The organism is Agromyces subbeticus DSM 16689 (assembly GCF_000421565.1).
In the GTDB taxonomy this organism is placed as follows: domain Bacteria; phylum Actinomycetota; class Actinomycetes; order Actinomycetales; family Microbacteriaceae; genus Agromyces; species Agromyces subbeticus.
Genome location: NZ_ATXG01000006.1, coordinates 42200 through 64932 on the forward strand (window position 1 = coordinate 42200; position 22733 = coordinate 64932).

Below are 22733 nucleotides of genomic sequence, written 5' to 3' on the forward strand. Positions count from 1 at the left end.
CGGTGCTGCCTCGGGCCGGTGTCGCAGGGCAGTGGAAGACTGAGGCTGTGCTGCTCGATGAACTCGCGCTGACCGCCGATACCGTCGCTTCGACCCGCTCGCGCCTCGCCAAGGTCGATGCGCTCGCCGAGCTGCTGCGCCGGCTCGAACCCGATGAGATCGCCCCGGCCGTCGGGCTGCTCGTCGGCAAGCCCCGGCAGGGGCGTGTCGGCGTCGGATGGCGCGGGGTCGCGGCCGCGGACGGCGCACCCGCAGACGGGCCCACCATCACGGTGGGCGAACTCGATGCCGCGCTCGATCGGTTGGCCGGGGCATCCGGTGCCGGGTCGTCGAGCGAGCGCGCCCGCGAGTTGCGCGAGCTGATCGGGCGGGCAACCGAACGCGAGCAGGGGTTCATCGCTCGCGCGCTGCTCGGCGAGATGCGCACCGGCGCCCTCGAAGGGGTGCTGACCGACGCGATCGCGCGGGCTGCCGAACGCCCGGGCGAGGTGGTGCGCCGCGCGGCGATGCTCTCGGGCGACCTCGGCGAGACCGCTCGACTCGCGCTCACCGGCAGCGAAGCCGAGCTCGCCGCCGTCGGGCTCGTGGTCGGCCGACCTGTGCTGCCCATGCTGGCGGCCACCGCGTCGAGCGCTGCCGCCGCGATCGAGACCACCGGCGAGGCATCCGTCGAATTCAAGCTCGACGGCGCCCGCATCCAGGTGCACCGTTCCGGCGACGACGTGCGCGTCTTCACCCGCAACCTCGCCGACGTCACCCACCGGCTGCCCGAGGTGGTCGAGGTCGTGCGGCAGCTGCCCGTGCACGACGTCATCCTCGACGGCGAGACGCTCTCGCTCGACGAAGCCGGAGTGCCGCGGCCGTTCCAAGAGACCATGTCGAGGTTCGGTGCCGATGCCGCACGCGAGACCCTGCTGCATCCGTGGTTCTTCGACGTGCTGCACGTCGACGGCCGCGACCTGCTCGACGAACCGCTCGCGACCCGGCTCGCCGAGCTCGAGCGCATCGCGCCCGAGTACCGCATTCCCGGCGAGGTGACCGACGACCCCGACCTCGCCGAGCGGGTGTCACGCGAGGCGCTCGCCGCCGGGCAGGAGGGCGTGGTCGTCAAGGCGATCGGTTCGCCGTATGCGGCGGGCCGACGCGGATCGAGTTGGATCAAGGTGAAGCCCGTGCACACCTACGACCTCGTGGTGCTCGCGTGCGAGTGGGGTTCGGGCCGGCGCACCGGCTGGTTGTCGAACCTGCACCTCGGTGCGCTCGACCCCACGGGCGAGTTCGGCGAACCCGGCGGCTACGTCATGGTCGGCAAGACCTTCAAGGGGCTCACCGACGAGCTGCTGCGGTGGCAGACCGAGCGGTTCCCGCAGATCGAGACGCGGCGCACGGCCAACACCGTGTGGGTCGAGCCCATCATCGTCGTCGAGATCGCGATCGACGGGGTGCAGCGCTCGAGCCGGTATCCCGGCGGCATCGCGCTGCGGTTCGCGCGGGTCAAGCGCTATCGCGACGACAAGCTCGCCGGCGACGCCGACACGATCCAGACGCTGCGGGCGCTGCTGCGCGAGTGAGTGGGCGGGCGGGCGCAAGCCTGCAGTGCACCGGCCGCGCGCCGGCGGCAGCTCACGGCGTGATCGAGTCGACGAACGCGTAGGCCTCGTCGGCGATGTCGCGCCAACGGTCGACGCCGTCGCCGAACGGCACGACCGCCCATTCCCGCATCGGCCGGCCGCGCATCACCATGTTGTCGAGGTCGAGCTCGTCGATGCGGTCGGCCGGCAGCTTGACCACGAGTCCGCCGCTGTTCGCGACGAACGCGAAGAGCTTGCCGCGCACTGAGACGCCGTCGGACCCGAACATCCTGCCGATGGCGACGTCGGGCCGTGCGAGCAGGTCGGGTGCGAACTCATCGAGTCGCCGGCGACCTGCTTCGCGCCTGCCTTCGTGCTCGCCCGTGCCCTCGCCCTCGGGCTCGCTGTTCACGTCTGCAGTCCCTCGGCGGCCATGTCGTACCCGGTGATGGGCGGGCCCGCCGGCGTGTAGACGAGCTGGATCGCGCCCTTCGGGAATGCCTTCGGCGGTTCGGCGAGGGTGAACGCGGTCGGGGCGAGCCCGTCGGCCCAGAGCCGCTTTCCAGCACCGAGGGTGATCGGGTAGACCCACAGATTGAGCCGGTCGACGAGCCCCTCGGCGATCAGCGTTCTCGCGAGATCGCCGCTGCCGATCACGTGGATCTCGTCGAAGCGGTCGCGAATCGCAGCCACCTCGGTGGCGACATCCGTGATCACCGTGGTTCCGGCCCAGCTCGGGTCGGTCAGGGTGCGCGAGGCGACGAACTTCGGCACTGCGTTGAACTTCGCCGCGATCGGCTCCTCGTCGCTCACCTTCGGCCAGTAGTCGGCGAAGATGTCGTAGGTCTTGCGGCCGAGCAGCAGCGCCTGCAGGCGGTCGATGCCCGCGCCGATCGTTTCGCCGGTCTCGTCGTCGAGGTACGCGCCCTGCCAACCGCCCAGTTCGAAGTCGTTCGACGTGTCCTCCTCTGGGCCACCGGGTGCCTGGTACACCCCGTCGAGGGTGATGAAGAGGTCGACGACGATGATTCCCATGATGTGCTCCTTCGCAGTGACCGGCGACGGATGCCGCTCGGTGCCCGAACATCGAATGGGATGCCGCTGCTTCGGCATCGTGGTTCCAATCTCCCGTATCGGCCGGGCCGATGGAACCCCCGATGCGGCCGCAGGCGCAGGTCACGACGTGCGCAGATCACGACGCGCGCAGGTCACGACCTGCGTTCGTGCACCGTGATCACGGTCGAGACGAGATCCACGCGTTCGACCGGCGCGAATCCGGCGCGTCGAAGCGTCGCGACATCGTGCTCGACGCCGCCGTCGCCGCGCGACACGACGACGACGCGATCGACCCCGTCGAGGCGTTCCTCGAGCTCGGAGAGGGGGGCCGTGACATCCCACAGGTGATCGGTCGCGTCATACGGGCGCACGAGTGCGAGGTCGACGAGCCCCTCGAAGCCGTGCGTGTAGGCGTGCATGGCGAGGCGCGGTCGGCGCGACGGGCGAACGCCCTCATCGAAGACGATGCCGTCGCCGGGCTCGGCGACCTCGTCGACGACCTCGGCGACCGCCTGCCAGTCGGTGCCGCCGTTCTTCCAGTACGGCGATCGCTGGTCGAGGTAGGCGGGCAGCGCGAGCACCGCGATGACGGCGACGGCGACGACCCGCATCCAGCGGCGGGGGAGCGCGGCGACGGCGATCGCGATCAGAATCGCCACCGCTGGTGCGCAGAACGCGAGATAGCGGGGCGTGTAGCCGAGCGAGGCGACGGCCGCGACGACGAGGAGCACCGCGGTCGGCACGACCGCCCAGACGATGCCGAGCACGAGCAGGTGCCGATGGCCGTGCGCCGGGGGCCGCCGATGCGGCGCCGCGCGCACGGTGACGGCGGCGACGGCGACGGCAATGAGTGCCCAGGCGACGAGCGCGGCCGGCTCGAACATGAACCACTGCTGAATGAGCACGGCCTCGGGCGAGACCTCGCGCGAAGCTCTCGAGAACGCGATCTGGTCGCGCTGCATGACGGCGATGACGGCGATCGGCGCCGCGAGCACGGCCGCGGTCGCCCAGGCGACCAGAAAGGGCCGCAGGCGGATGCCGCGGGCGGGCCCCGTCCGGCGCAGTTCGACGGCCACGACGATGGCGTGCACCGGAATGAGCAGCGCCGAGTAGAGGAACAGGTAGCTCGAGAGGGCGAGCCCGATCGCGTAGACCCACCACCAGACCCGCCGCATCGGCGCGTCGAGCAGCCGCAGCGCGAGCAGGGTCAGCCAGACCACCGCCGCGGTCGAGAACGCGAGCGATCGGGCCTCGGTCGCAAGAAACGTCACGCGCGGCAGCACGGCGAAGACGACCGCGGCGATCATCGCCGTCTCGCGTGGCGCGCGGCGGCGCACCAGCAGGTAGAGGCCGGCGGATGCCGCACCCACTGCCATGCCCGAGGGCAGCCGGATCGCGAGCGGCGAGTCGCCCACGAGGTCGATCCACACGTGCAGCAGCGCGTAGTAGAACCCGTGCACGGCGTCGACCGTGCCGAGCATGGTCCAGAGGGAGGCCCAGTCGCGGCGCGCCGACATGAGGCTCGCCGCCTCATCGCCCCAGATCGAGGGAATCCACGACCCGGCGACCGCGACGAGCGTCGTCGCGGCGCCGATCACGACGGCGACGCGCCCGTCGCGCCAGTTGGCGGTCGACCCGCTCGTGATCGCGGAGTCGACGCGTGCGGCGTGCTCGGACCTGACCATCAGGGCCATGATGCGCAACGAGCCGCGGAACCGCGAGGGGGTGGCGCGACGGCGCGAGACCGTGCTCAGGGAACGGGTGCGCGGCTCAGCTCGGCGGGCGCCCGGTGCTCGCGCGCTCGACGAGCTCGGTCGTCACGAGCCGGTTCTCGCGACGCTCGCTGCTCTCGACCTCGTGCAGCAGCGCCTCGACCGAGAGCCGGCCGACCTCGCCGAAGAACTGGCGCACGGTCGTGAGCGGGGGCCAGAAGCTCGCCGCCTCCTCCATGTCGTCGAAGCCGACGACGCTCACCTCGTCGGGCACGGCGCGTCCGGCCTCATGCATGGCACGCAGCACACCGAGCGCCATCTGGTCGTTGGCCGCGAAGATGGCGGTGACCTCGGGATCCGCGGCGAGCGCGCGCCCGATCTCGTGGCCGGACTCGGCCGACCAGTCGCCGACGAGCACGGGCGGTGCCTCTGCGCCGTGCGCGGCGAGGGTCTGCTGCCACGATTCGCGACGCCGGCTCGCCGAGTAGGAGCGTTCAGGCCCGGCGATGTGCCAGACCGTGCGGTGGCCGAGCGCGAGCAGGTGCTCGGTCGCGAGCCGGGCGCCGAGGGCCTGGTCGGTGTCGACGACGGTGTAACGATCGCTGCCGGTGGAGTCGACGACGACCACGGGCAGGTCGGGCGGCAGTTCGATGTCGCTCTCGTCGAGCAGGTGCGCCTCGATGATGATGATGACGCCGTCGACGGCCTCTTCGCTCAGGCGGTCGAAGGCTCCCGAGATCTCGCCCTGGGTCGGATGCGGCACGGGAATGAGCGTGATCGAGTATCCCGCATCGGCCGAGGCGATCGCGATGGCGTCGAGCGTGCGCATGTTGCCGAAGCTCGAGAGGGTGAACATGATCACGCCGATGCTGTGGAAGCGGCCGGTGCGCAACGCGCGAGCGGCGCTGTTCGGCCGGTAGCCGAGCTTGCGCATGGCCGCGAGCACGCGCTCCCTCGTGTCGGCGTCGACGTTGTGCCGGCCGTTCGAGACGCGAGAGACCGTCTGGCCCGAGACGTGGGCCTCGCGGGCGACGTCGGCCATCGAGGGCCCGCGGCGTCGGCCGGACGCGGCGGTGTCTGGTGCCGTGCCTATGGCGGTCAAATCGCTGCTCCTTCGTCGAAGACCACGCCAACCATGGCGCATGTTCACGTCAACATGCTACAGTGACGCTCAGCATGTTGACGTGAACATGCCCGATTGGAAATTGTGATGACAGCGACGTCCCTCCCGACACAGTCCCGAGACGCCGTGGTGCCCGCCCCGGCACCGCGGCCCCGCGGCATCCGAGTGCGCAGCCGAAGCGAGTGGAAGGGCCTCGCGTTCGTCGTGCCCTTCCTCGTCGTGTTCCTGCTCGTGTTCATCGCCCCGGTCGCGTACTCCGTGTATCTCAGCCTCTTCCGCGAACAGCTCATCGGCGGCAACGCCTTCGTGGGCTTCGACAACTACGTCGAGCTGTTCGGCGACGCGCAGTTCTGGGAGGGCTTCGTGCGCGTCACGCTGTTCCTCGTCGTGCAGGTGCCGGTGATGCTCGCCCTCGCACTGATCGCCGCGCTCGCGATCGACAGTGCGCGGCTGCACGCCTCGGGCTTCTTCCGCATCGTCATCTTCTTGCCGTACGCCGTGCCCGCGGTCGTCGCCGTGCTCATGTGGGGCTTCATCTACGGCGACGACTTCGGCCTCGCGTCGAACATCAACGACCTGCTCGGCGCCGAGGTCGTCACCCCCTTCGTTCCCGACTGGATCCTCGCCTCCATCGGCAACATCGTCACGTGGGAGTTCGTCGGCTACAACATGCTGATCTTCTACTCGGCACTGCGCACCATCCCGACCGACCTCTACGAGGCGGCCGAACTCGACGGCGCCGGCCCGATGCGCGTCGTCAGGGCCATCAAGCTGCCGGCCCTGCGCGGGGCCATCGTGATCGCCACGATCTTCTCGATCATCGGCAGCTTCCAGCTCTTCAACGAGCCCAACATCCTGCGCACGCTCGCGCCGAACGTCATCACCACCTACTTCACGCCGAACATGTACGCCTACAACCTCTCGTTCGCGGGCCAGCAGTACAACGCCTCGGCCACCGTCGCGATCGTGATGGGCGTCATCACCGCGGTGATCGCCTACGTCGTGCAACTCCGCGGCGCACGAAAGGAGGAGCGATGACCAGCACGGCCACTCGCGCCCTGACCACGCCCACCCCGCGGCGCCGCGGCATCCACCCCGATGCCGTGCGCACCAGCACCTCGCGCCGTCGCCGCTCCTCGCGCGAACCCCGCAAGTCGATCGCGTTCACGCTGCTGATGTCGATCCTCGTGAGCTACAGCCTCGTGCCGATCCTCTGGCTCGTGATCAACGCCACCAAGACGCAGAGCGGGCTCTTCACGAGCTTCGGGCTCTGGTTCGACGACGAGTTCGTGCTCCTCCAGAACATCTGGGAGACGCTCACCTACCGCGACGGCATCTTCGTGCGCTGGCTCGGCAACACACTGCTCTACGTCGTGCTCGGCGCCGGCGGTGCGACCCTGCTCGCCACCCTCGCCGGCTACGGGCTCGCGAAGTTCCGCTTCGCGGGTCGCCGCGCGGTCTTCGCCGTCGTGCTCGGCGCGATCGCGGTGCCCGGTACCGCGCTCGCCGTGCCGACCTTCCTGATGTTCAGCCAGCTCGGCCTCACGAACACGCCGTGGGCGATCATCATCCCCTCGCTGATCAGCCCGTTCGGGCTCTACCTGATCTGGGTCTACGCGGTCGACTCCGTGCCGACCGAGGTGCTCGAGGCCGCGCGCATGGACGGCGCGGGGGAGTTCCGCACCTTCTTCACGATCTCGATCCGCCTGCTGGCGCCGGGCATCGTGACGGTGCTGCTCTTCACCGTGGTGGCGACGTGGAACAACTACTTCCTGCCGCTCATCATGCTGAGCGACCCCACGTGGTACCCGCTGACCGTCGGGCTCAACCAGTGGAACGCCCAGGCCACGGGCGCGGCAGCGCAGCCGATCTACAACCTCGTGATCACGGGTTCGCTCCTCACGATCATCCCCATCGTCGTCGCGTTCCTCGGCCTGCAGCGGTTCTGGCAGTCGGGACTCAGCGCCGGAAGCGTCAAGCAGTGACCGAGCGGCACCGCGAGACGTCCGCACCCACCCCGCTCGACCCGGAGCGTCCTGCCCCGGAACAGAAGGCACACAACGAAGTGAAGGGAAGCATCACATGACCATCGCCCGCACCGCCCTCCGGCGGACCCTGGCAGTCGCAGCGACCGCCGCACTCGCGGTCGGCGCCCTCGCCGCCTGCGCGACCGACAGCGGCAGCAGCGCCGGCACCGGCACCGACCTCGACGCAGCGCTCGAGGCCGGCGGCAAGCTCACCTACTGGAGCTGGACGCCGAGCGCCGAGGCACAGGTCGCCGCGTTCGAGAAGGCCTACCCGAAGGTCGACGTCGAGCTCGTCAACGCCGGCACCAACACCGAGGAGTACACGAAACTGCAGAACGCCATCAAGGCGGGTTCGGGCGCACCCGACGTCGTGCAGATCGAGTACTACGCGATGCCGCAGTTCGCCCTCTCCGACGCGCTCGTCGATCTCGGCGAATACGGCCTCGACTCGCTCGAAGACGACTACGCCGCCTCCACCTGGGGCAGCGTCAACATCGACGGCAAGCTCGTCGGCCTGCCGCAGGACTCGGGCCCCATGGCGATGTTCTACAACAAGGCCGTGTTCGACCAGTTCGGCATCGCCGTGCCGACCACGTGGGACGAGTACATCGCCGCGGCGAAGCAGCTCCACGCCGCCGACCCGACGAAGTACATCACCTCCGACACCGGTGACGCCGGCTTCGCCACGAGCATGATCTGGCAGGCCGGCGGCCGCCCGTTCGGCATCGACGGCACCGACATCTCGGTGAACCTGGCCGACGAGGGCACCCAGAAGTGGACGGGCGTCTGGAACCAGCTCGTCGAGGGCGACCTGCTCGCCACCACCCCCGGGTGGAGCGACGAGTGGTTCAAGGGCCTCGCCGACGGATCGATCGCGACGCTGCCGATCGGCGCGTGGATGCCGGGCGTGCTCGAGTCGAGCGTTGCGGATGCCTCGGGCGACTGGCGCGTGGCACCGATGCCGACCTACGACGGCACCCCGGTGACGTCGGAGAACGGCGGCGGCGGGCAGTCCGTCACGAAGCAGAGCAAGAACCCGGCGCTCGCCGCGGCCTTCCTGCGCTGGCTGAACAACGACCCCGCATCGATCGAGGTGTTCCTGGAGTCCGGCGGGTTCCCGTCGACCACTGCCGACCTCGAGGACCCCGACTTCAAGGCCTTCGAGTCCGAGTACTTCGGCGGTCAGAAGATCAACGAGGTGCTCACGCAGGCCTCGAAGGACGTGGCGCCCGGCTGGTCGTACCTGCCCTACCAGGTCTTCGCGAACAGCATCTTCGGCGACACCGTCGGGCAGTCGTACATCAACAAGGCCGACCTGAACGAGGGTCTCGCCGACTGGCAGAGCCAGCTCGTCGAATACGGCAACAAGCAGGGCTTCTCGGTCTCCGAGTAGCACTGCCATGCGGGGCCGGCCGAGTCCGCTCGGCCGGCCCCGCTCATCTCCACCCGCGCGCGGCCACCCCGCGCCATTCACCTCAGAACGGATGCCCCGTGACCGCCCCTTCCCGCTTCGCCATCGGCGCCACCGACTTCGAACTCGATGGCCGGCCGCACCGCATCCTCGCGGGCGCGCTGCACTACTTCCGAGTGCATCCCGATCTCTGGGCCGACCGCATCCACAAGGCCCGGCTGATGGGTCTCAACACGATCGAGACCTACGTCGCGTGGAACGCGCACGAACAGCACCGTGGCGAGTGGCGGGCAGACGACGGCCTCGACCTCGGCCGGTTCCTCGATCTCGTCGCGGCCGAGGGCATGCACGCGGTCGTGCGCCCGGGGCCTTACATCTGTGCGGAGTGGGACAACGGCGGGCTGCCCGCGTGGCTGTTCCGCGACCCCGACGTGGGCGTGCGCCGTTCGGAGCCGCACTACCTGGCAGCGGTGAGCGACTACCTTCGTCACGTCTACGAGATCGTCGCCCCGCGGCAGATCGATGCGGGCGGCCCTGTGGTGCTCGTGCAGATCGAGAACGAGTACGGCGCCTACGGTACCGACAAGGTGTATCTGGCCGAGCTCGTTCGCGTCACGCGCGAGGCGGGCATCACCGTGCCCCTCACGACGATCGACCAGCCGACCCCGCAGATGCTCGCCGACGGCAGCCTGCCCGGCCTGCACCTCACGGGCTCGTTCGGCTCGCGCGTCACCGAACGACTCGAGACCCTGCGCGAGTTCCAGCCCACCGGCCCGCTCTTGTGCATGGAGTTCTGGTGCGGCTGGTTCGACGACTGGGGCATGCACCACCACACCACGGATGCCGCGGCATCCGCTCACGAACTCGACACGCTGCTCGCGGCGGGCGGCTCGGTGAATATCTACATGTTCCACGGCGGCACGAACTTCGGGCTCACGACCGGGGCGAACGACAAGGGTCGGTATGCCCCGATCACGACGAGCTACGACTACGACGCCCCGCTCGACGAGGCGGGCCACCCGACGGCGAAGTTCTGGGCGTTCCGCGAGGTGATCTCGCGATACGCCGAGGTGCCCGACGAGGTTCCGGCCGACCGCGCCCCGGCGCCCGAACTCATGGCCCCGCTGCATGCCGGCCCCACCCTCGTCGAGCTCGCGCCCTCGCTCGGTGCGGCGCGACTTTTCGACACCATGCCGAGCTTCGACGAGCTTGAGCACGACCGCGGCATCGTGGTGTTCACGACCACGCTCGAGCGTGGCGGCCCCGGCACCATGACGGTCGGCGAGGAGGTACGCGACCGCGCCTGGGTGCTGATCGACGGTGCTCCGATCGGCGTGCTCGCGCGCGACGCGCACGAACGTGCGATCGCACTGCCCGACGCCCGCGGCGAGCTCGCGCTCGTCGTCGAAGACCAGGGCCGTGTCGACTACGGCCCACGCATCGGTGAGCACAAGGGCCTGATCAGCGGGGTCGCCCTCGACGGCGTCGAACTCACCGGCTGGCAGGCCCGGCCCATCGACCTCGACGCCGTGCCCGCGCTCGCGTCGGGTCTGCTCGGTGCTAATGCCGGGCAGGGCGGGGTGCTCGCGGCACTCCTCCCTGCGGCGGCGGCCGAGGCGGCGCGGTTCCCGGCGGGGCCGTTCCTCGCCGCGGGCGAGTTCACGCTCGACGCGCCCGCCGACCTCTTCCTCGACACGCTGCACTGGGGCAAGGGCCTCGTCTGGGTCAACGGGTTCCTGCTCGGCCGCTACTGGCGTCGCGGCCCGCAGCGCACCCTCATCGTGCCGGCACCGGTCACGCGCGCCGGCCGTAACGAGGTCGCCGTGCTCGAGTTCGAGTCGATCGCCGAACCCGTCATCCGTACCCTCGCGGCAGCAGAGCTCGGCCACACCGAGATCTGAGTGGAGCGGGCGCGACCAGCACGTCGCGCCCGCGCACGGCGTCGTGCCGCGCTCGTCACGCGGCGAGCGCGAGGCGGATCTCCTCCTCGATCAGGTCGGCGTTGATCGCCGCGCCCGCGAGGTTGCCGGCTCCGGCAGCGCCCGGCACGGATGCTCCGGGGTTCACGACGTTGCCGGCCGCCCAGACGCCGGCGACGCTCGTGCGACCCGTCGGGTCGACGCTCACCCATTCGCCGCCGCCTGGTCCGAAGCCCTCGCCAGTGGTCGCCCCGAGTCCGATGAGCAGGCCGTCGTTCGGCACGAAGGCCGGACCCAGGAAGATCGAGTCGAGGGGAGCCTCGGCGCCGTCGGCGAGCCGAATGCCGCGCAACTCGCCGTTCTCGTCGGCGAGCACGCGGTCGACGGTGCGGGGCTCGACGGCGATGCCGCGGGCGGTGATGCCGGCGAGGTCGTCGGCCGCGACATCCGTGCCGTTGAGAAAGAACGTGACCGTGGGCGACCACTGCCGCAGCAACTGCACCTGGTGCACGCTTCGCGGGCCGGTCGCGAGTACGCCGATGCGGCGATCGCGCACCTCCCAGCCGTCGCAGTAGGGGCAGACGACCGCGCCCGTGCCCCACTGCTCGGCGAGGCCGGGGATCGCCGGGAGCTCGTCTCGGAGGCCGGTGGCCACGAGCAGTCGCCGCGCGGTGTGACGCTTGCCCGACGCGAGGGTCACCGTGAAGCCGCGAGCGCCGCCGAGCGCACCGATCGTGTCGGCAGGTTCGGCGGCGGCGACCTCGTCGGTGCGCACGACACCGCCGTAGCGCTCGACCTCTTCGCGGCCCGTCGCGAGCAGCTCGAGCGGCGACCAGCCGTCGCGGCCGAGCACGCCGTGCATGTGCGCGGCGAAACGGTTGCGCGGTGCGCCGCCGTCGAGCACGAGCACTCGCCGTCGGGCCCGCACGAGCATGAGGGCGGCGCTGAGGCCGGCGCTGCCGCCGCCGATGATGATGACATCCCAGGATTCACGTTGCATGGCTCAAGCCTCGCGATACGCTGGAGCAGCCGCAACGAGTGTTGCCAAATCAGCAAGAGGAGCCGAATGACCGACGACATCGAGGCCATGCTCGACGGTGTCGCTCCGCGGCTGCGTGAACTTCGGCACCGCCGCGGCTACACGCTCGCCGAGCTCGCGGCCGAGACCGGCATCTCCACGAGCACGCTCTCGCGGCTCGAGTCGGGCCTGCGTCGCCCCACCCTCGAACTGCTCATCCGCATCGCCGCCGCCTACCGAGCGAACCTCGACGATCTCGTCGGCGCACCCCAGATCGCCGACCCGCGCATCCACCCGAAGCCGTTCTACCGGGGCGGGAGGGCCATCATTCCGCTCACCAGGCAGAACCCCGAACTGCGAGCCTTCAAGATGGTGCTTCCCGGGCACCCGGCCGACGAGCCCGTGAAGCAGGGCGCCCACGAGGGCTACGACTGGATCTACGTGCTCAGCGGCCGCGTGCGCCTCGCGCTCGGCGACGAGGAGATCATCCTCGAGGCGGGCGAGGCCGCCGAGTTCGACACTCGTGTTCCGCACGGCCATGTGAGTGCCTCGAACGAGCCGGCCGAGATCCTCAACCTGCTGAGCGTGCAGGGAGAGCGCATGCACCTCCGCACCGACGCTGAGCGTGCGCCCGCCGGCTGAGGCATTCGTGGCCGTGGCCGTGGCGGTGCAGTGCTGCCGCCTTCGGGGCGAGCTCGGGCCTCGTTCATGGCGATCCCAGAGCCGGCGCACAGGCGGCAGCGGCGCCAGGCCGTCAGGGTGGACGCACGCCCATCGAGAGGAGCACCCTCATGACGACCGACCCCCGCTGGCTCGACGAGCACGGTGACGAGATCGACGAAGACCACCGCGGGCTCGTCTACGACATCCGCACCCTCGTCGACCGACGGCGCATGCTCGGCATCTTCGGCGGCATCGGGCTGACGAGCCTGCTCGCGGCGTGCGCCGGGGCGGACCCCACGCCGAGCGCGACGGCCGGCACGCCGAGTGCGAGCTCGACGCCGACGGCATCGGCCGCGGCATCCGGCCCGCTCGACGAAGTGCCCGATGAGACCGGCGGGCCGTATCCGGCCGACGGCTCGAACGGCGTGAACGTGCTCGACGACTCGGGCATCGTGCGCAGCGACATCCGCTCGAGTTTCGGTTCGTCGACGACGGTCGCGCAGGGCGTGCCGCTCACGATCGAGCTGACCGTTCGGAATGCCGCAAGCGGCGCCGCCCTCGTCGGCGCGGGCGTCTACCTGTGGCACTGCGACCGCGAGGGCAACTACTCGCTCTACTCCGACGGCCTCGAGAACGTGAACTACCTGCGCGGTGTGCAGGAGACCGACACCATGGGCACCGTGCGGTTCAGCTCGGTGTACCCGGCGTGCTACTCGGGTCGATGGCCGCACATCCACTTCGAGGTGTATTCCGATGTCGCGAATGCGGTCGCCTCGGGGCCGATCGTGAAGACCTCGCAGATCGCGCTGCCCGACGAGGTCAACCGGCTCGTCTACGCCACCGCCGGATACGAGCAGAGCGTGCGCAACGTCTCGCAGGTCAGCCTCGCGCGCGACAACGTCTTCGGCGACGACGGCGGCATTCACCAGATCGCGAGCATGTCGGGCTCGGTCGACGGCGGGTACACGGCCGCGCTCACGATCGGGGTGTGAACGCCCCTTCGTTCGCGCGACCGCGTCCGTCAGCTGCGGCGCGCGGTGACGAGCAGGTACTCCCACCGCATCGCGTCGCCGGGCGAGCCGAGGCCGTGCGATCGAGCGAGCTCGACGAGCGCGTCGTCGAGTGCGCGAACCTGCTCGCCGTCGTCGGCGATGCGGCCGTAGACGGCGATGGTCGGGCCGTAGTTCTGCTTGAAGTAGTCCCGGAACGCCTCGGGGGAGTCGAATCGGTCGATCACGATGCTCTCGCGACGAGCCGTCAAGTCGTCGACCCCGTCACCGAGCAGTTCGCGAACGTGCTGCTCGTCACCCCAGAGCGGTGCGGGCTCGGCGCCCGACGGCAGAGGAGCCGCATACGGCTTCATGGCGCGGAACATCTGGCCGATGAAGCCGTCGGGCGTCCAACTGAGCAGGCCGATGCGACCGCCGGGGCGGGTGACTCGCAGCAGCTCGCCAGCGGCCTCGCGGTGGTGCGGCGCGAACATCACCCCCACGCACGAGACGACCACGTCGAACTCGGCGTCGTCGAACGGCAGCGACTCGGCGTCGGCCTCTCGCCACTCGAGGTCGGCGCCGGCGTCGGCCGCGCGCCGGCGACCGACCTCGAACAGTTCGGGTGTGAGGTCGCTCGCAACGACCGCGCCGCCGCGAAGCGCTGCGGGGATCGCCGCGTTTCCGGAACCGGCCGCCACGTCGAGCACACGGTCGCCCGGCTCGACGCCGACCGCGTCGACGAGGGTGTCGCCGAGGCTCCAGATGAGGTCGGTAGCGAGGGTCGGGTAGTCGCCCGATGCCCACATGGCGCGGTGCTTCGCCTTGAGCGCCTGGTCGGCGGCGGCCCGGTCGGTCGCGGGCGCGCCGGGCGTGCTGCTGGATGCGGTCCGTGCTGCGGGTGAATCGGTCATGGTCGTCTCCTTCGACGTACTCGAACGGGATGGGATGCGGCAAGCATGCGCGCGTTCGGCGACGGCCGCACCCGTGCGGAGCACTGAAGATCTCTCAGTGACAGTGCTGAGATTCACCCGGATCAACCGGCGCTCGCCTCGAGTAAGGTAAGCGTTACCTAACTTGGAGGGCCTGTGGCAGTCAGCAACATCGCGGTCACGCACGCGAAGAACGGCGTCATCGAGGCCGAGGTCGTGAGCGCCAGGCTGATCTCGCCGCACTTCGTGCGGCTCACGGTCGCCGGCGACGAGCTCGTCGACTGGCGCCACCTCGGCTTCGACCAGTGGTTCCGCCTCGCGGTTCCGGTCGCTGAGGGCACTCGATTCGACAACCTCTCGGGCACGTACGACATGGCCGGCTACCTCCGCTACCTCACGCTGCCGCGGGCGACGCGGCCGGTGATCCGCAACTACACCGTGCGCGAGTTCCGGCCCGAAACGCTCGAACTCGACATCGACTTCGTCGTGCACGGCGACGACGGCGTTGCCGGGCCATGGGCGGGAAGCCTGCCGATCGGGGCATCCGTCGGCCTCATCGACCAGGGCTGCGGCTACCAGCCGGTCGTAGCCGACAGCACGGTGCTCGTGGGTGACGAGAGTGCGCTCCCCGCAGTACTCGGCATCTTGCGCGACCTGCCTCGAGACACGCGCGGCCACGCGCTCGTCGAGCTCGGCGACCTCGCAGACCGGCAGGAGGTCGACGCGCCCGACGGCATCGACCTGCACTGGATCGTGCGGCGGCCCGAAGACGCACCCGGTGCAGCGGCGCTCGAGCACTTGCGACAGTTGCCAGCGTTCGACGGATCCGTCTACGCGTTCGCGGCCGGCGAGTCGAAGCTCGCCACCGGCGCCCGACGCCACTTCGTGAACGAGCGCGGAGCGCCGAAGGGCAACGTCACGTTCTGTGGGTACTGGCGAGCGGCCTGAACCGCGACCCGCTCGCGGCCGATCGAGCCCGGTCGGCGGGCAGTCTCACTCGGCGAACTCCTGCTCGATGACGTCCGAGGCGTGGATGCAGACCATGCGCAGCCGCCCTTCGCCGATGGCGACGAAGCGATGCCAGGCGCCAGCCGGTGCGGTGGCCGTGTCGCCGGCCCGTGCCTCGAAATCGTGGCCGTCGATCGTGATGCGCACCTCGCCCTCGATCACGGTCCACGTCTCGGGGTAGGGGTGGCGGTGCAGATCGGGGCCCTGTCCGGGTTCGTTGTCGACGAAGAAGAACGACACGCCTGCGCCGTGCTCGCGCCCCACGAAACGCAGAGTGCGTCCACTGCCGAGACGAATCTCGTCGGCCGGCACGACGGGCGGAATCGGTGCCGTCGAGACCGTCGACATCTGCGGCGCGAGCGGTGCGGCGGGGGCCGCGGTGAGCTGGTTCATGATGCGTCCTGTTCGTCGGGGATGTTCACGTCATCCGGTGAGTACAGGCTCCGCCCGCGGCATCCGACTCGATAGCATTTCGATGTGGATCGAAAGTACGTGGACTTCCAGCTGGCGCCCGACGACATCTCGTCGATCCGCTTCGGCGTCTCGCCCGGGCACGAACTGACACATGCGATCCGGGTGCTGCAGCGGCCCGGCGACCAGCCGCTGCAGTGGGGCTGGCTGCGCAGCGTGCGCGATCGGGTGCCGCAGGAGCCTTTCGAGCTGATGGCCGTGATCATCGGCGTCGAGGGCTACTTTCCCGACTTCCTGACGGCGACGCCCGGCTGGGACATGACGCCGGCCGACGAGGCCGAGCGCCTCGCCGCGGTGCGCCCCGAACTGCTGCGCGCCGACCTCACCAAGATGCTCGCCCGATCGACCGGTGCGCGCAACGCGGCGATCGCTCGCATGATCGAGCACCCTCTGCGGGCCCGCGCCATGATCTCCGAAGCATGGGGCGAGCTCTGGCGGGCCCTGATCGCACCCGTCTGGCCCCAGCTCGACCGGCTGCTGCGCGCCGACATCGCCGTGCGCGCCCGACGCATCGCCACCGAGGGCATCGCGGTCATGGCGGCGGGGCTGCACGAGTCGGTCACGTGGCAGGGCGAGGCCGTGCGCGTGCGCATGCGCAAGCACAGCGAGCTCGTCGACTGCCGGGGCAGCGGCCTCGTGCTCGTGCCGTCGGTCATGGGCGGCACCGGCTGCGCCGTGCTCACCGAACCGCCCGCGCAGCCGACGCTGTTCTACCCCGCCCAGGGCGTCACCGAGACGTGGGCCCGCGATTCGGCGGAGGCCTCACGGTCGCTCGGCGCGCTCATCAGCCCGGCTCGCGCCAGAATTCTGCTCACCTCGCACGACCCCCGCACGACCTCGCAGGTCGCGACCGATTGCGGCATCGCCGTTTCGACGGCCTCCCACCACCTGACCGTGCTGCGCGAGAGCGGACTCGTCGCGAGCGTGCGCGACGGAGCCCGCGTGCTGCACTCGCGCACCCCGCTCGGCGAGGCGATGGTGGGCGCGGCCGTCTGAGCGAGCCTCCGAGCGAGCGGATGCCGCGGCATCCGTTCGCTCATGCCCGCTTGTCGCTCGATCACCAGCCGTCGGCGGTCGTAGACTGCGGAAATGGAGGCTCCGGCCAGCACCACCCTGGTCGTCGTCGGTGAAGAGACGACGAGTGCGATCCATGCGCTCGAGGGCTTCGCGAACGTTCGGGCGGCATCGCTGCACGACGCATCCGATGCCGAGGTCGCCCGCTGGTCGGCGCGCGTCCCTGCACCGTACGTCGTGCACGACCATGACCCGCTCGAGCACGTGGCCGCCGCGTGGGTCGAGTTCTTCGACGACCAGACGAGCTTCGGGGTGCTCGAACTCGAGATCGAGCGTGCCGTCGAGGCGGCGGTGCGACACGACTTCAGCGTGCCCGACTACTACGTGGTGCTCCACCCTGAGGTGCTCCCGACCACGTGGAAGCACTGGTGGCTCGGCGTGCTCGCCACGGCGTCGCCGAGCCGGGTGATTCCGTGGCCGGCCGAGGAGTCGCTCGCGAAACTGCTGCGGCGGTTGCCCACCGCCAGGGCGTGGCCCGAGGTCGAATCGTGGCTGCCCGGCGTCGCCGGAGCCGTGCCCGATCGCGTCGGCCTGCCCTGACGGCGGGTCGTCGGTGCCCGGTCAGAGCTCGAGGTCGACCCAGACGAGCCGGTGGTCGCTCGACGGGAACGGGAAGGTGCCCGTGAGCTGAGAGAGCGGGTCGGACTGCACCGGCCAGAACACGCCCGCGCCCGCGACGTCGAGCTTGCGCGAGGGCAGAACGTAGTCGGCGCGGAGGTTGCCGGGTGCACCGTCGGCGAAGTCGGCGGTGTCGAGGCGCGGGTCGCCGCGGTGAGTCGTGTTGGCTCCGCCCTGGAGTACGGATGCTTCGGCGGCGCCCTCCGACGACGGCAGCGGGTCGAAGATGCGCTTGTGGCCGAGCAGCTGGTCGATCGCGGCGTCGACCGAGTCGCCGTCGAGCGGGTCGGCGTTCTGGTCGCCGACGATGACGAAGCGCTCGCTCGGATTGAGGCCGCCCGTGCCGCCCGCGTCGTCGGTGATGTAGCGCGAGGCCTTGCCGGGCGTGACGTAGTCGGCCCAGAACCGGATCTCGTCGTGGTTGCGCAGCCCGTTGCGGTCTTCGGCACCGTCGAACGTCGGTGGCGTCGGGTGCGAGGCGAGCACGTGCACCGTGGTGCCGTCGACGTCGACCGGCACGTCCCAGTGCGACTTGCTCGACAGGCGCATCACTTCGAGTTCCTCGGCCGAGTACCAGTCGGCGGGCTCGGCCGTGGCCGGGTCGTCGGGAAGGAGCGCGCCGGGCATGTCCTTCCACAGGAAGTGCTGGAAGGTGCGCACCGCCTCGGTGTCGATCGGGTACTTCGAGAGGATCGCCATGCCGTACTGGCCCTCGAAGACTCCGAAGCCGAACGCGTCGTCGCCGCCGCCGACCACGCCGTTGTTATTGAGGTCGAAACCGCTCGGCACTCCCGTGTTCGAGGGGGCGACGAACGCGTAGGGATATTCGACCGGGTCGGCGCCGCCCTGCGAGACCTCGAGGTAGTTGTCGCGGAAGAGGTCTGCGGCTCGGCCGTCGGGCACGTAGTCGAACTCGTTCAGCAGCACGATGTCGGGGTTCGCGCGCTGGATGATCTCGGCCACCGTCTGCGCTTGCTGGTCCTCGCCGGTGGCGAGGTCGGCCTCGAGCTCGCCGGCGATCGCTCGATTGAGCGACAGGTTGAAGGTGGCGACGCGCAGCGTCGAAGCATCCGGCGCTGCGGTGGCCGCGGTGGCAGCGCCGGTGCTGAGGGTCGCGGCGGCCAGGGCGCCGAGGGCGGCAGCCGACATCGCGAGGGTGAGCGGTCGTTTCGTGGACATTCGTTCTCCTTCGAAGCGCGTCGGTCACGGATTCGGCCGACGCGTCCACGCTAGGCGCGTCGGGTGACGAGCGGAAGAACCGGATGCGGCGACTCGTCGACGAACGGCCGGGCGCCCGCAGGGCTCGTGAATTGCCCCGGGTACCTGTGAACGGCGATACTGCACGGGTGACCCTCGAATCCGACCCGATCGCGACGCCGGCCGTCGCGGGGCCGCCCGCTGCCCGAGCACGCCTCTCAGGAGGCACCATCACCTGGATCGTCATCGGGGTCGCGGTCTTCCTGCTGCTGTCGGCTGCGATCCTCGCGGCGCACGCGATCGCGAACCTCCGGTTCGATGCCGCCGTCTCGTCGCACCAGGTCGCCGTCATGGATGCGAAGGCCGTCGACTCCTACACCGAAGCCGCATCAGAGGATGCCGCGGCCACGAGCGAGATCGCGGCGGCACTGCTCGCCGCGCCCGACGCCCTCGTCGATGTCAACGCGAAGGCTGCGCTGTCGACCTCCGCGACCGAACTCGGCGCGACGATCGAAGCAGCACCGGCCTTCGAGGTCGACGCCCCCGACGCGACCGGGCCCCGGCCCAGGCCGATCTGGTTCGGCGACCTCGTGGGCGCGACCGACGCGCTCACCGCCGAGACCACGCGGTTGAATGATGGTGCCGACGCGCTCGATGCCCACGTGGAGCGCCTCGCCGTGGCCGACCAGGTCACGGCTGACGCGGGAATCGCGTTCGTCGACGCGATCGCACCGGTCGCGGCGTCGATCGAGGCGGCGAACGGGTCGGCTCGCAACGTCGAGCGCATCGAGTATCGCAACGCCGTCGAGCAGCTCTCGGGCACCACTTGGGGCTTCGACGCCCCCGCGCGGGTCGACGAATACGTCGCGACCGCGACGGCGCTGCAATCGACGCACGCTGCTGAAGAGGCGGAGAAGGCCGGGCCGCTCTACGAGCGCCGGGTGGCCGTCGAGGCGTTCGCCCGCTCGATCGCCGGCGGCGTGCTGCTCGAGTTCGACTGGGCGCCGATCGTGATCGGCTACGGCGACAACGGCTCGGCCGGCGGCACCGCCACGTGGGACACCTGGGAGGGCGGGCTCTCGACGATCACCCTCTCGAACAGCGTTGCCGAGGAGTGGGGCGACCCCATCATGGCGGCGCTCGTCACGCACGAGGTGGGTCACGCCATCACCTCGAAGTGCTACGACATCGTGGGCGAATACGCCGACGACAACGAGCCATGGGCGACGGCGTGGGCGATCGGGCAGGGGCACACCGACCCGAACGGCAATGGCGAGTGGCTCTACGGCCGCCCGTCGGACGAGCTCATCGAGCGATCGAAGACGTGCCGCTGAGCTGCGCCGTCTCTTCGGGCCTCGACCGGTCGTACTCGTCGCGTGCGGCGCTGATCGTCTCCTGATTCCGCTCGGTCCACTCGACGAACGCCTGCACGGTGCTGCCGAGTGACTCGCCGAGCGGAGTGAGCGCGTAGTCGACGCGAGGCGGCACCACCGGAAAGACCGTGCGGGTGATGAGGCCGTCGCGCTCGAGGTGACGGAGCGTCACGGCGAGCATGCGCTGGCTCACCCCGTCGATGCGGCGACGCAGCTCGGTGAATCGCAGGGGGCCGTCGGCCAGCAGCGCGAGGGTCAGCAGCGACCACTTGTCGGCGATGCGGTCGAGGATCTGCCGCACCTCGCAGTCCTCGCGGAAATCCCATTGGTGGGCGTCGGTCCAAGCCGAGGCCGGGGTCGGTGCGGGGGAGTCGGTGCCCCCGAGGGAACCGAGTGACGTTGAAGTGCCTACTTCCATACTTCCCAATGGTCACTCAGAATGAGGTCAGTTACAAGAGGGAACCGAAGGAGACGATGTGACCATCGACACGGCGACGCGACCGACCGACGCGATCAGGGGCCGCTCGCTCGCCGTGCTGCTCGTGATGTGCGGAGCGATCTTCCTCGAGGGCATCGACGTGGGCATGTTCAACGTCGCGCTGCCGTCGATCCGCGCGGAGCTGCCGATGGGCACCGGTGAGCTGCAGTGGATCATCAGCGCGTACATCCTCGGCTACGGCGGGTTCATGCTCGTCGGCGGGCGAGCCGCCGACCTCTTCGGCCGTCGCCGGGTGTTCCTCATCGCCCTCACGGCGTTCCTCCTGTTCTCGGGCCTCGGCGCGCTCGCCACCGACGGCTGGCTGCTGATCCTCGCCCGAGGGGTCACCGGGGTGGCCGCGGCCTTCATGGCTCCGGCCGGTCTCTCGATCATCACCACGAGCTTCGAGGGCCGTGCCCGCGATCGGGCGGTGCTCATCTACTCGGGCGTCGGCGCGGGCGGCTTCACGATCGGACTCGTCGCCGGCGGCCTGCTCACGCTGCTCGGGTGGCGCTGGGTCTTCATCGCTCCGCTGCTCGTCGCGGCCGTGCTGCTCGCGCTCTCGATCCGGTACATCCCGCGATCGGCCGACGAGCGCGTGGGCCGCGGCACCCTCGACCTCTTCGGCGGCCTCACGGTGACCGCCGCGCTCGTGCTGCTCGTCGCGGGCATCGAGGGCGCGGCGCACCAACCCCTGGGCGTCACGGTCGCGACGATCGGTGCCGGCCTCGTGCTGCTCGGCGTCTTCGTGGTGATCGAACGCCGGTCGCGGCATCCGCTCGTTCGCCTCGGCATCTTCCGCAACCCCGGCCTCGTGCGCGCCAACCTCTCGGCGGCGATGCTCGCCGGCGGGTTCCTCGGCTTCCAGTTCCTCGTCGTGCTGTTCCTGCAGGAGGAGCTCGGCTGGTCGGTGCTCGAGACCTCGCTCGCGATGCTCGTGATGGGTCTCGACGTGATCGTGGCCCCGCTCGTGACGCCGAAGCTGGTGGCCCGGTTCGGGCATCGACGGGTCGCGTTCGGCGGACTGGTCTTCGCTCTCATCGCCTACGCGCTGTTCCTGCCGGTCGCCCCCGACTGGACGTACGCGATGATGCTGCCGAGCTTCCTCGCGATCGGGCTCGCGTTCTCGTTCGCCTACGGTCCGCTCACGATCGGCGCCACCGAGGGCATCGACGAAGCCGAGCAGGGCCTGGCCGGCGGGCTGCTCTACTCCTCGTTCGAGTTCGGCGGAGCGATCGGCCTGGCGGCGGTGTCGGCAGTGCTCGTCGCCCTTGCGGAAGGCGGGATGTCGGGTGTCGAGGTGTACCGCGGGGCGGTCATCGTGCCGCTCGTGGTCGCCGCGATCGCGGTGCTCGTGGCGGCGATCGGGGTGCGCCGAGACTACCCGCGTGCAGCGCGAGCGTAGCGCTCGCTGTACGTGAGCAGCACGGCGCGCAGCTCGGGCGGCGAGTCGACCGTGAAGTCCATGCCGAGCATGCCGATGTAGGCCGCGATCGTGTCGAGAGAGTCGGCGCCCGTGACGAGCACCGACTCGGTGTCCGAGACCGCCTCGACGACACCGACCGCGTGGTTGATGCGCGCGAGCACCGACTCGGCCGGTGCCGCGATGCGCAGGCGCGCGTGCACCTTCCAGCCGCTCGCGGCGATCGATCTCATCGCGAAGGCCGTGAAGTCGCCGCCCGGCAGGTCGACCGGGGCGAACCGTCGCCGAGTGGGCATGCGCGGCTCCATCCAGTCGACGCGGAAGGTCTGCCATTCGTCGGCCGACGGGTCGCGGCCGACGAGGTACCACCGGCGCTGCCAGCTGAGCAGCCGGTAGGGCTCGATGAGTCGGGCATCGCCCTGGTAGTCGAAGCGGATCCACTCGACCTCGCGGATGGCGGCGGCGACGGCCGCGAGCAGGGCGGCATCGACCTCGGGGTCGGGCGCGTCGGTGCCGGTGTTCTCCGGCGCCCGCTCGACGACGGCCGCGAGCGCGGCGACGGTGGGCCGCAGGCGAGACGGCAGCACTTGCTCGAGCTTCGAGAGGGCGCGCGAGCTCGACTCCTCGACGCCCGAGATGCCTGTCGCCGCGCGAAGGCCGATCGCCACGG

General features: G+C 70.3%; 22 protein-coding genes. 12 read left to right on the forward strand and 10 right to left on the reverse strand.

Translation table 11 applies throughout. From position 1 onward, the window contains the following. The first annotated feature begins 47 nt into the window (after window positions 1-47). Window positions 48-1571 (forward strand): ATP-dependent DNA ligase, encoded by a 1524-nt coding sequence (locus tag H521_RS0110280; RefSeq protein ID WP_022892938.1) that lies wholly within the window; start codon window positions 48-50, stop codon window positions 1569-1571. 52 nt (window positions 1572-1623) lie between these two features. On the opposite strand, the gene H521_RS22760 is transcribed toward H521_RS0110280, so the two are convergent. From H521_RS22760 to H521_RS0110300, 4 genes are all read right to left on the reverse strand, one after another. Beyond that, the gene (locus tag H521_RS22760) at window positions 1624-1983 is read right to left on the reverse strand and encodes a hypothetical protein (protein WP_022892939.1); all 360 of its coding nucleotides are present in this window, start codon (window positions 1981-1983) and stop codon (window positions 1624-1626) included. Next, the gene (locus H521_RS0110290) at window positions 1980-2606 is read right to left on the reverse strand and encodes a dihydrofolate reductase family protein (protein WP_026482150.1); all 627 of its coding nucleotides are present in this window, start codon (window positions 2604-2606) and stop codon (window positions 1980-1982) included. Before H521_RS0110290 ends, H521_RS22760 begins: the two co-directional genes overlap by 4 nt. Window positions 2607-2779: 173 nt before the next feature. Continuing rightward, window positions 2780-4312: a glycosyltransferase family 39 protein gene (locus tag H521_RS22765; protein WP_169513982.1), complete on the reverse strand. Its 1533-nt coding sequence runs from the start codon at window positions 4310-4312 to the stop codon at window positions 2780-2782. Window positions 4313-4397: 85 nt separating this feature from the next. Further along, window positions 4398-5381 carry a LacI family DNA-binding transcriptional regulator gene (locus H521_RS0110300; RefSeq protein WP_084512243.1) on the reverse strand — a complete coding sequence of 328 codons (984 nt, stop codon included), beginning with the start codon at window positions 5379-5381 and terminating at the stop codon, window positions 4398-4400. 168 nt (window positions 5382-5549) lie between these two features. On the opposite strand from H521_RS0110300, the gene H521_RS0110305 reads away from it, so the two are divergent. The 4 genes from H521_RS0110305 to H521_RS0110320 all read left to right on the forward strand — a co-directional run bounded on the left by H521_RS0110305 (window position 5550) and on the right by H521_RS0110320 (window position 10801). Beyond that, on the forward strand, window positions 5550-6500 hold the full coding sequence (locus tag H521_RS0110305) for a carbohydrate ABC transporter permease (protein ID WP_051159263.1): 951 nt from the start codon (window positions 5550-5552) through the stop codon (window positions 6498-6500). Next, the gene (locus tag H521_RS0110310) at window positions 6497-7447 is read left to right on the forward strand and encodes a carbohydrate ABC transporter permease (RefSeq protein ID WP_022892944.1); all 951 of its coding nucleotides are present in this window, start codon (window positions 6497-6499) and stop codon (window positions 7445-7447) included. Before H521_RS0110305 ends, H521_RS0110310 begins: the two co-directional genes overlap by 4 nt. A gap of 97 nt (window positions 7448-7544) precedes the next feature. After that, the gene (locus H521_RS0110315; protein ID WP_022892945.1) at window positions 7545-8882 is read left to right on the forward strand and encodes an ABC transporter substrate-binding protein; all 1338 of its coding nucleotides are present in this window, start codon (window positions 7545-7547) and stop codon (window positions 8880-8882) included. A gap of 98 nt (window positions 8883-8980) precedes the next feature. Continuing rightward, window positions 8981-10801, forward strand: coding sequence for a glycoside hydrolase family 35 protein (locus H521_RS0110320; protein WP_022892946.1), 1821 nt, complete (start codon window positions 8981-8983; stop codon window positions 10799-10801). Window positions 10802-10856: 55 nt separating this feature from the next. Here H521_RS0110320 and H521_RS0110325 read toward each other — a convergent pair whose 3' ends face one another. Then, window positions 10857-11819, reverse strand: coding sequence for an NAD(P)/FAD-dependent oxidoreductase (locus H521_RS0110325; RefSeq protein WP_022892947.1), 963 nt, complete (start codon window positions 11817-11819; stop codon window positions 10857-10859). A 66-nt stretch (window positions 11820-11885) separates the two neighbouring features. Here H521_RS0110325 and H521_RS0110330 point away from each other — a divergent pair, with 66 nt between their 5' ends. Together H521_RS0110330 and H521_RS0110335 are read left to right on the forward strand one after the other, a co-directional pair. Next, entirely contained in the window at window positions 11886-12479 is a 594-nt protein-coding gene (locus H521_RS0110330; RefSeq protein ID WP_022892948.1) for a helix-turn-helix domain-containing protein, read from the forward strand. 149 nt (window positions 12480-12628) lie between these two features. Beyond that, window positions 12629-13492: an intradiol ring-cleavage dioxygenase gene (locus H521_RS0110335; RefSeq protein WP_022892949.1), complete on the forward strand. Its 864-nt coding sequence runs from the start codon at window positions 12629-12631 to the stop codon at window positions 13490-13492. Window positions 13493-13521: 29 nt separating this feature from the next. On the opposite strand, the gene H521_RS22770 is transcribed toward H521_RS0110335, so the two are convergent. Continuing rightward, on the reverse strand, window positions 13522-14403 hold the full coding sequence (locus H521_RS22770; protein ID WP_022892950.1) for a class I SAM-dependent methyltransferase: 882 nt from the start codon (window positions 14401-14403) through the stop codon (window positions 13522-13524). A gap of 174 nt (window positions 14404-14577) precedes the next feature. Here H521_RS22770 and H521_RS0110345 point away from each other — a divergent pair, with 174 nt between their 5' ends. Then, on the forward strand, window positions 14578-15369 hold the full coding sequence (locus H521_RS0110345) for a siderophore-interacting protein (RefSeq protein WP_022892951.1): 792 nt from the start codon (window positions 14578-14580) through the stop codon (window positions 15367-15369). Between the two features lie 45 nt (window positions 15370-15414). Here the strand turns inward: H521_RS0110345 and H521_RS0110350 are convergent, their stop codons facing one another. Next, window positions 15415-15822: a cupin domain-containing protein gene (locus tag H521_RS0110350; RefSeq protein ID WP_022892952.1), complete on the reverse strand. Its 408-nt coding sequence runs from the start codon at window positions 15820-15822 to the stop codon at window positions 15415-15417. An 84-nt stretch (window positions 15823-15906) separates the two neighbouring features. Here H521_RS0110350 and H521_RS0110355 point away from each other — a divergent pair, with 84 nt between their 5' ends. Beyond that, window positions 15907-16896, forward strand: a complete 990-nt coding sequence (locus tag H521_RS0110355) for an ArsR/SmtB family transcription factor (RefSeq protein WP_022892953.1) — start codon at window positions 15907-15909, stop codon at window positions 16894-16896. 93 nt (window positions 16897-16989) lie between these two features. Continuing rightward, complete coding sequence (locus tag H521_RS0110360) at window positions 16990-17514, forward strand: hypothetical protein (RefSeq protein ID WP_022892954.1); 525 nt, start codon at window positions 16990-16992, stop codon at window positions 17512-17514. A 21-nt stretch (window positions 17515-17535) separates the two neighbouring features. Here the strand turns inward: H521_RS0110360 and H521_RS0110365 are convergent, their stop codons facing one another. Continuing rightward, window positions 17536-18771: an endonuclease/exonuclease/phosphatase family protein gene (locus H521_RS0110365; RefSeq protein ID WP_022892955.1), complete on the reverse strand. Its 1236-nt coding sequence runs from the start codon at window positions 18769-18771 to the stop codon at window positions 17536-17538. Window positions 18772-18938: 167 nt separating this feature from the next. On the opposite strand from H521_RS0110365, the gene H521_RS25050 reads away from it, so the two are divergent. Beyond that, window positions 18939-20123: a hypothetical protein gene (locus H521_RS25050; protein WP_022892956.1), complete on the forward strand. Its 1185-nt coding sequence runs from the start codon at window positions 18939-18941 to the stop codon at window positions 20121-20123. On the opposite strand, the gene H521_RS0110375 is transcribed toward H521_RS25050, so the two are convergent. Continuing rightward, the gene (locus H521_RS0110375) at window positions 20095-20463 is read right to left on the reverse strand and encodes a winged helix-turn-helix transcriptional regulator (protein WP_342663059.1); all 369 of its coding nucleotides are present in this window, start codon (window positions 20461-20463) and stop codon (window positions 20095-20097) included. The genes H521_RS25050 and H521_RS0110375 overlap by 29 nt on opposite strands. A gap of 175 nt (window positions 20464-20638) precedes the next feature. On the opposite strand from H521_RS0110375, the gene H521_RS22780 reads away from it, so the two are divergent. Next, a complete protein-coding gene (locus tag H521_RS22780; RefSeq protein ID WP_022892958.1) occupies window positions 20639-22045 on the forward strand; it encodes an MFS transporter in 1407 nt (468 codons plus the stop codon). On the opposite strand, the gene H521_RS0110385 is transcribed toward H521_RS22780, so the two are convergent. Next, entirely contained in the window at window positions 22021-22731 is a 711-nt protein-coding gene (locus tag H521_RS0110385) for a helix-turn-helix transcriptional regulator (protein WP_425393588.1), read from the reverse strand. The genes H521_RS22780 and H521_RS0110385 overlap by 25 nt on opposite strands. Between the last annotated feature and the right edge of the window lie 2 nt (window positions 22732-22733).

Excerpts from the sequence above, each read along its gene's own strand:
- H521_RS0110310 (WP_022892944.1), top strand. The coding sequence starts at position 6,497 with ATGACCAGCACGGCCACTCGCGCCCTGACCACGCCCACCCCGCGGCGC.
- H521_RS0110300 (WP_084512243.1), bottom strand. The coding sequence starts at position 5,381 with ATGGCCGACGTCGCCCGCGAGGCCCACGTCTCGGGCCAGACGGTCTCT.
- H521_RS0110360 (WP_022892954.1), top strand. The coding sequence starts at position 16,990 with ATGGAGGCTCCGGCCAGCACCACCCTGGTCGTCGTCGGTGAAGAGACG.
- H521_RS22770 (WP_022892950.1), bottom strand. The coding sequence starts at position 14,403 with ATGACCGATTCACCCGCAGCACGGACCGCATCCAGCAGCACGCCCGGC.
- H521_RS0110350 (WP_022892952.1), bottom strand. The coding sequence starts at position 15,822 with ATGAACCAGCTCACCGCGGCCCCCGCCGCACCGCTCGCGCCGCAGATG.
- H521_RS0110305 (WP_051159263.1), top strand. The coding sequence starts at position 5,550 with ATGACAGCGACGTCCCTCCCGACACAGTCCCGAGACGCCGTGGTGCCC.
- H521_RS0110290 (WP_026482150.1), bottom strand. The coding sequence starts at position 2,606 with ATGGGAATCATCGTCGTCGACCTCTTCATCACCCTCGACGGGGTGTAC.
- H521_RS0110325 (WP_022892947.1), bottom strand. The coding sequence starts at position 11,819 with ATGCAACGTGAATCCTGGGATGTCATCATCATCGGCGGCGGCAGCGCC.
- H521_RS0110330 (WP_022892948.1), top strand. The coding sequence starts at position 11,886 with ATGACCGACGACATCGAGGCCATGCTCGACGGTGTCGCTCCGCGGCTG.
- H521_RS0110315 (WP_022892945.1), top strand. The coding sequence starts at position 7,545 with ATGACCATCGCCCGCACCGCCCTCCGGCGGACCCTGGCAGTCGCAGCG.
- H521_RS0110365 (WP_022892955.1), bottom strand. The coding sequence starts at position 18,771 with ATGTCCACGAAACGACCGCTCACCCTCGCGATGTCGGCTGCCGCCCTC.
- H521_RS0110335 (WP_022892949.1), top strand. The coding sequence starts at position 12,629 with ATGACGACCGACCCCCGCTGGCTCGACGAGCACGGTGACGAGATCGAC.
- H521_RS22765 (WP_169513982.1), bottom strand. The coding sequence starts at position 4,312 with ATGGTCAGGTCCGAGCACGCCGCACGCGTCGACTCCGCGATCACGAGC.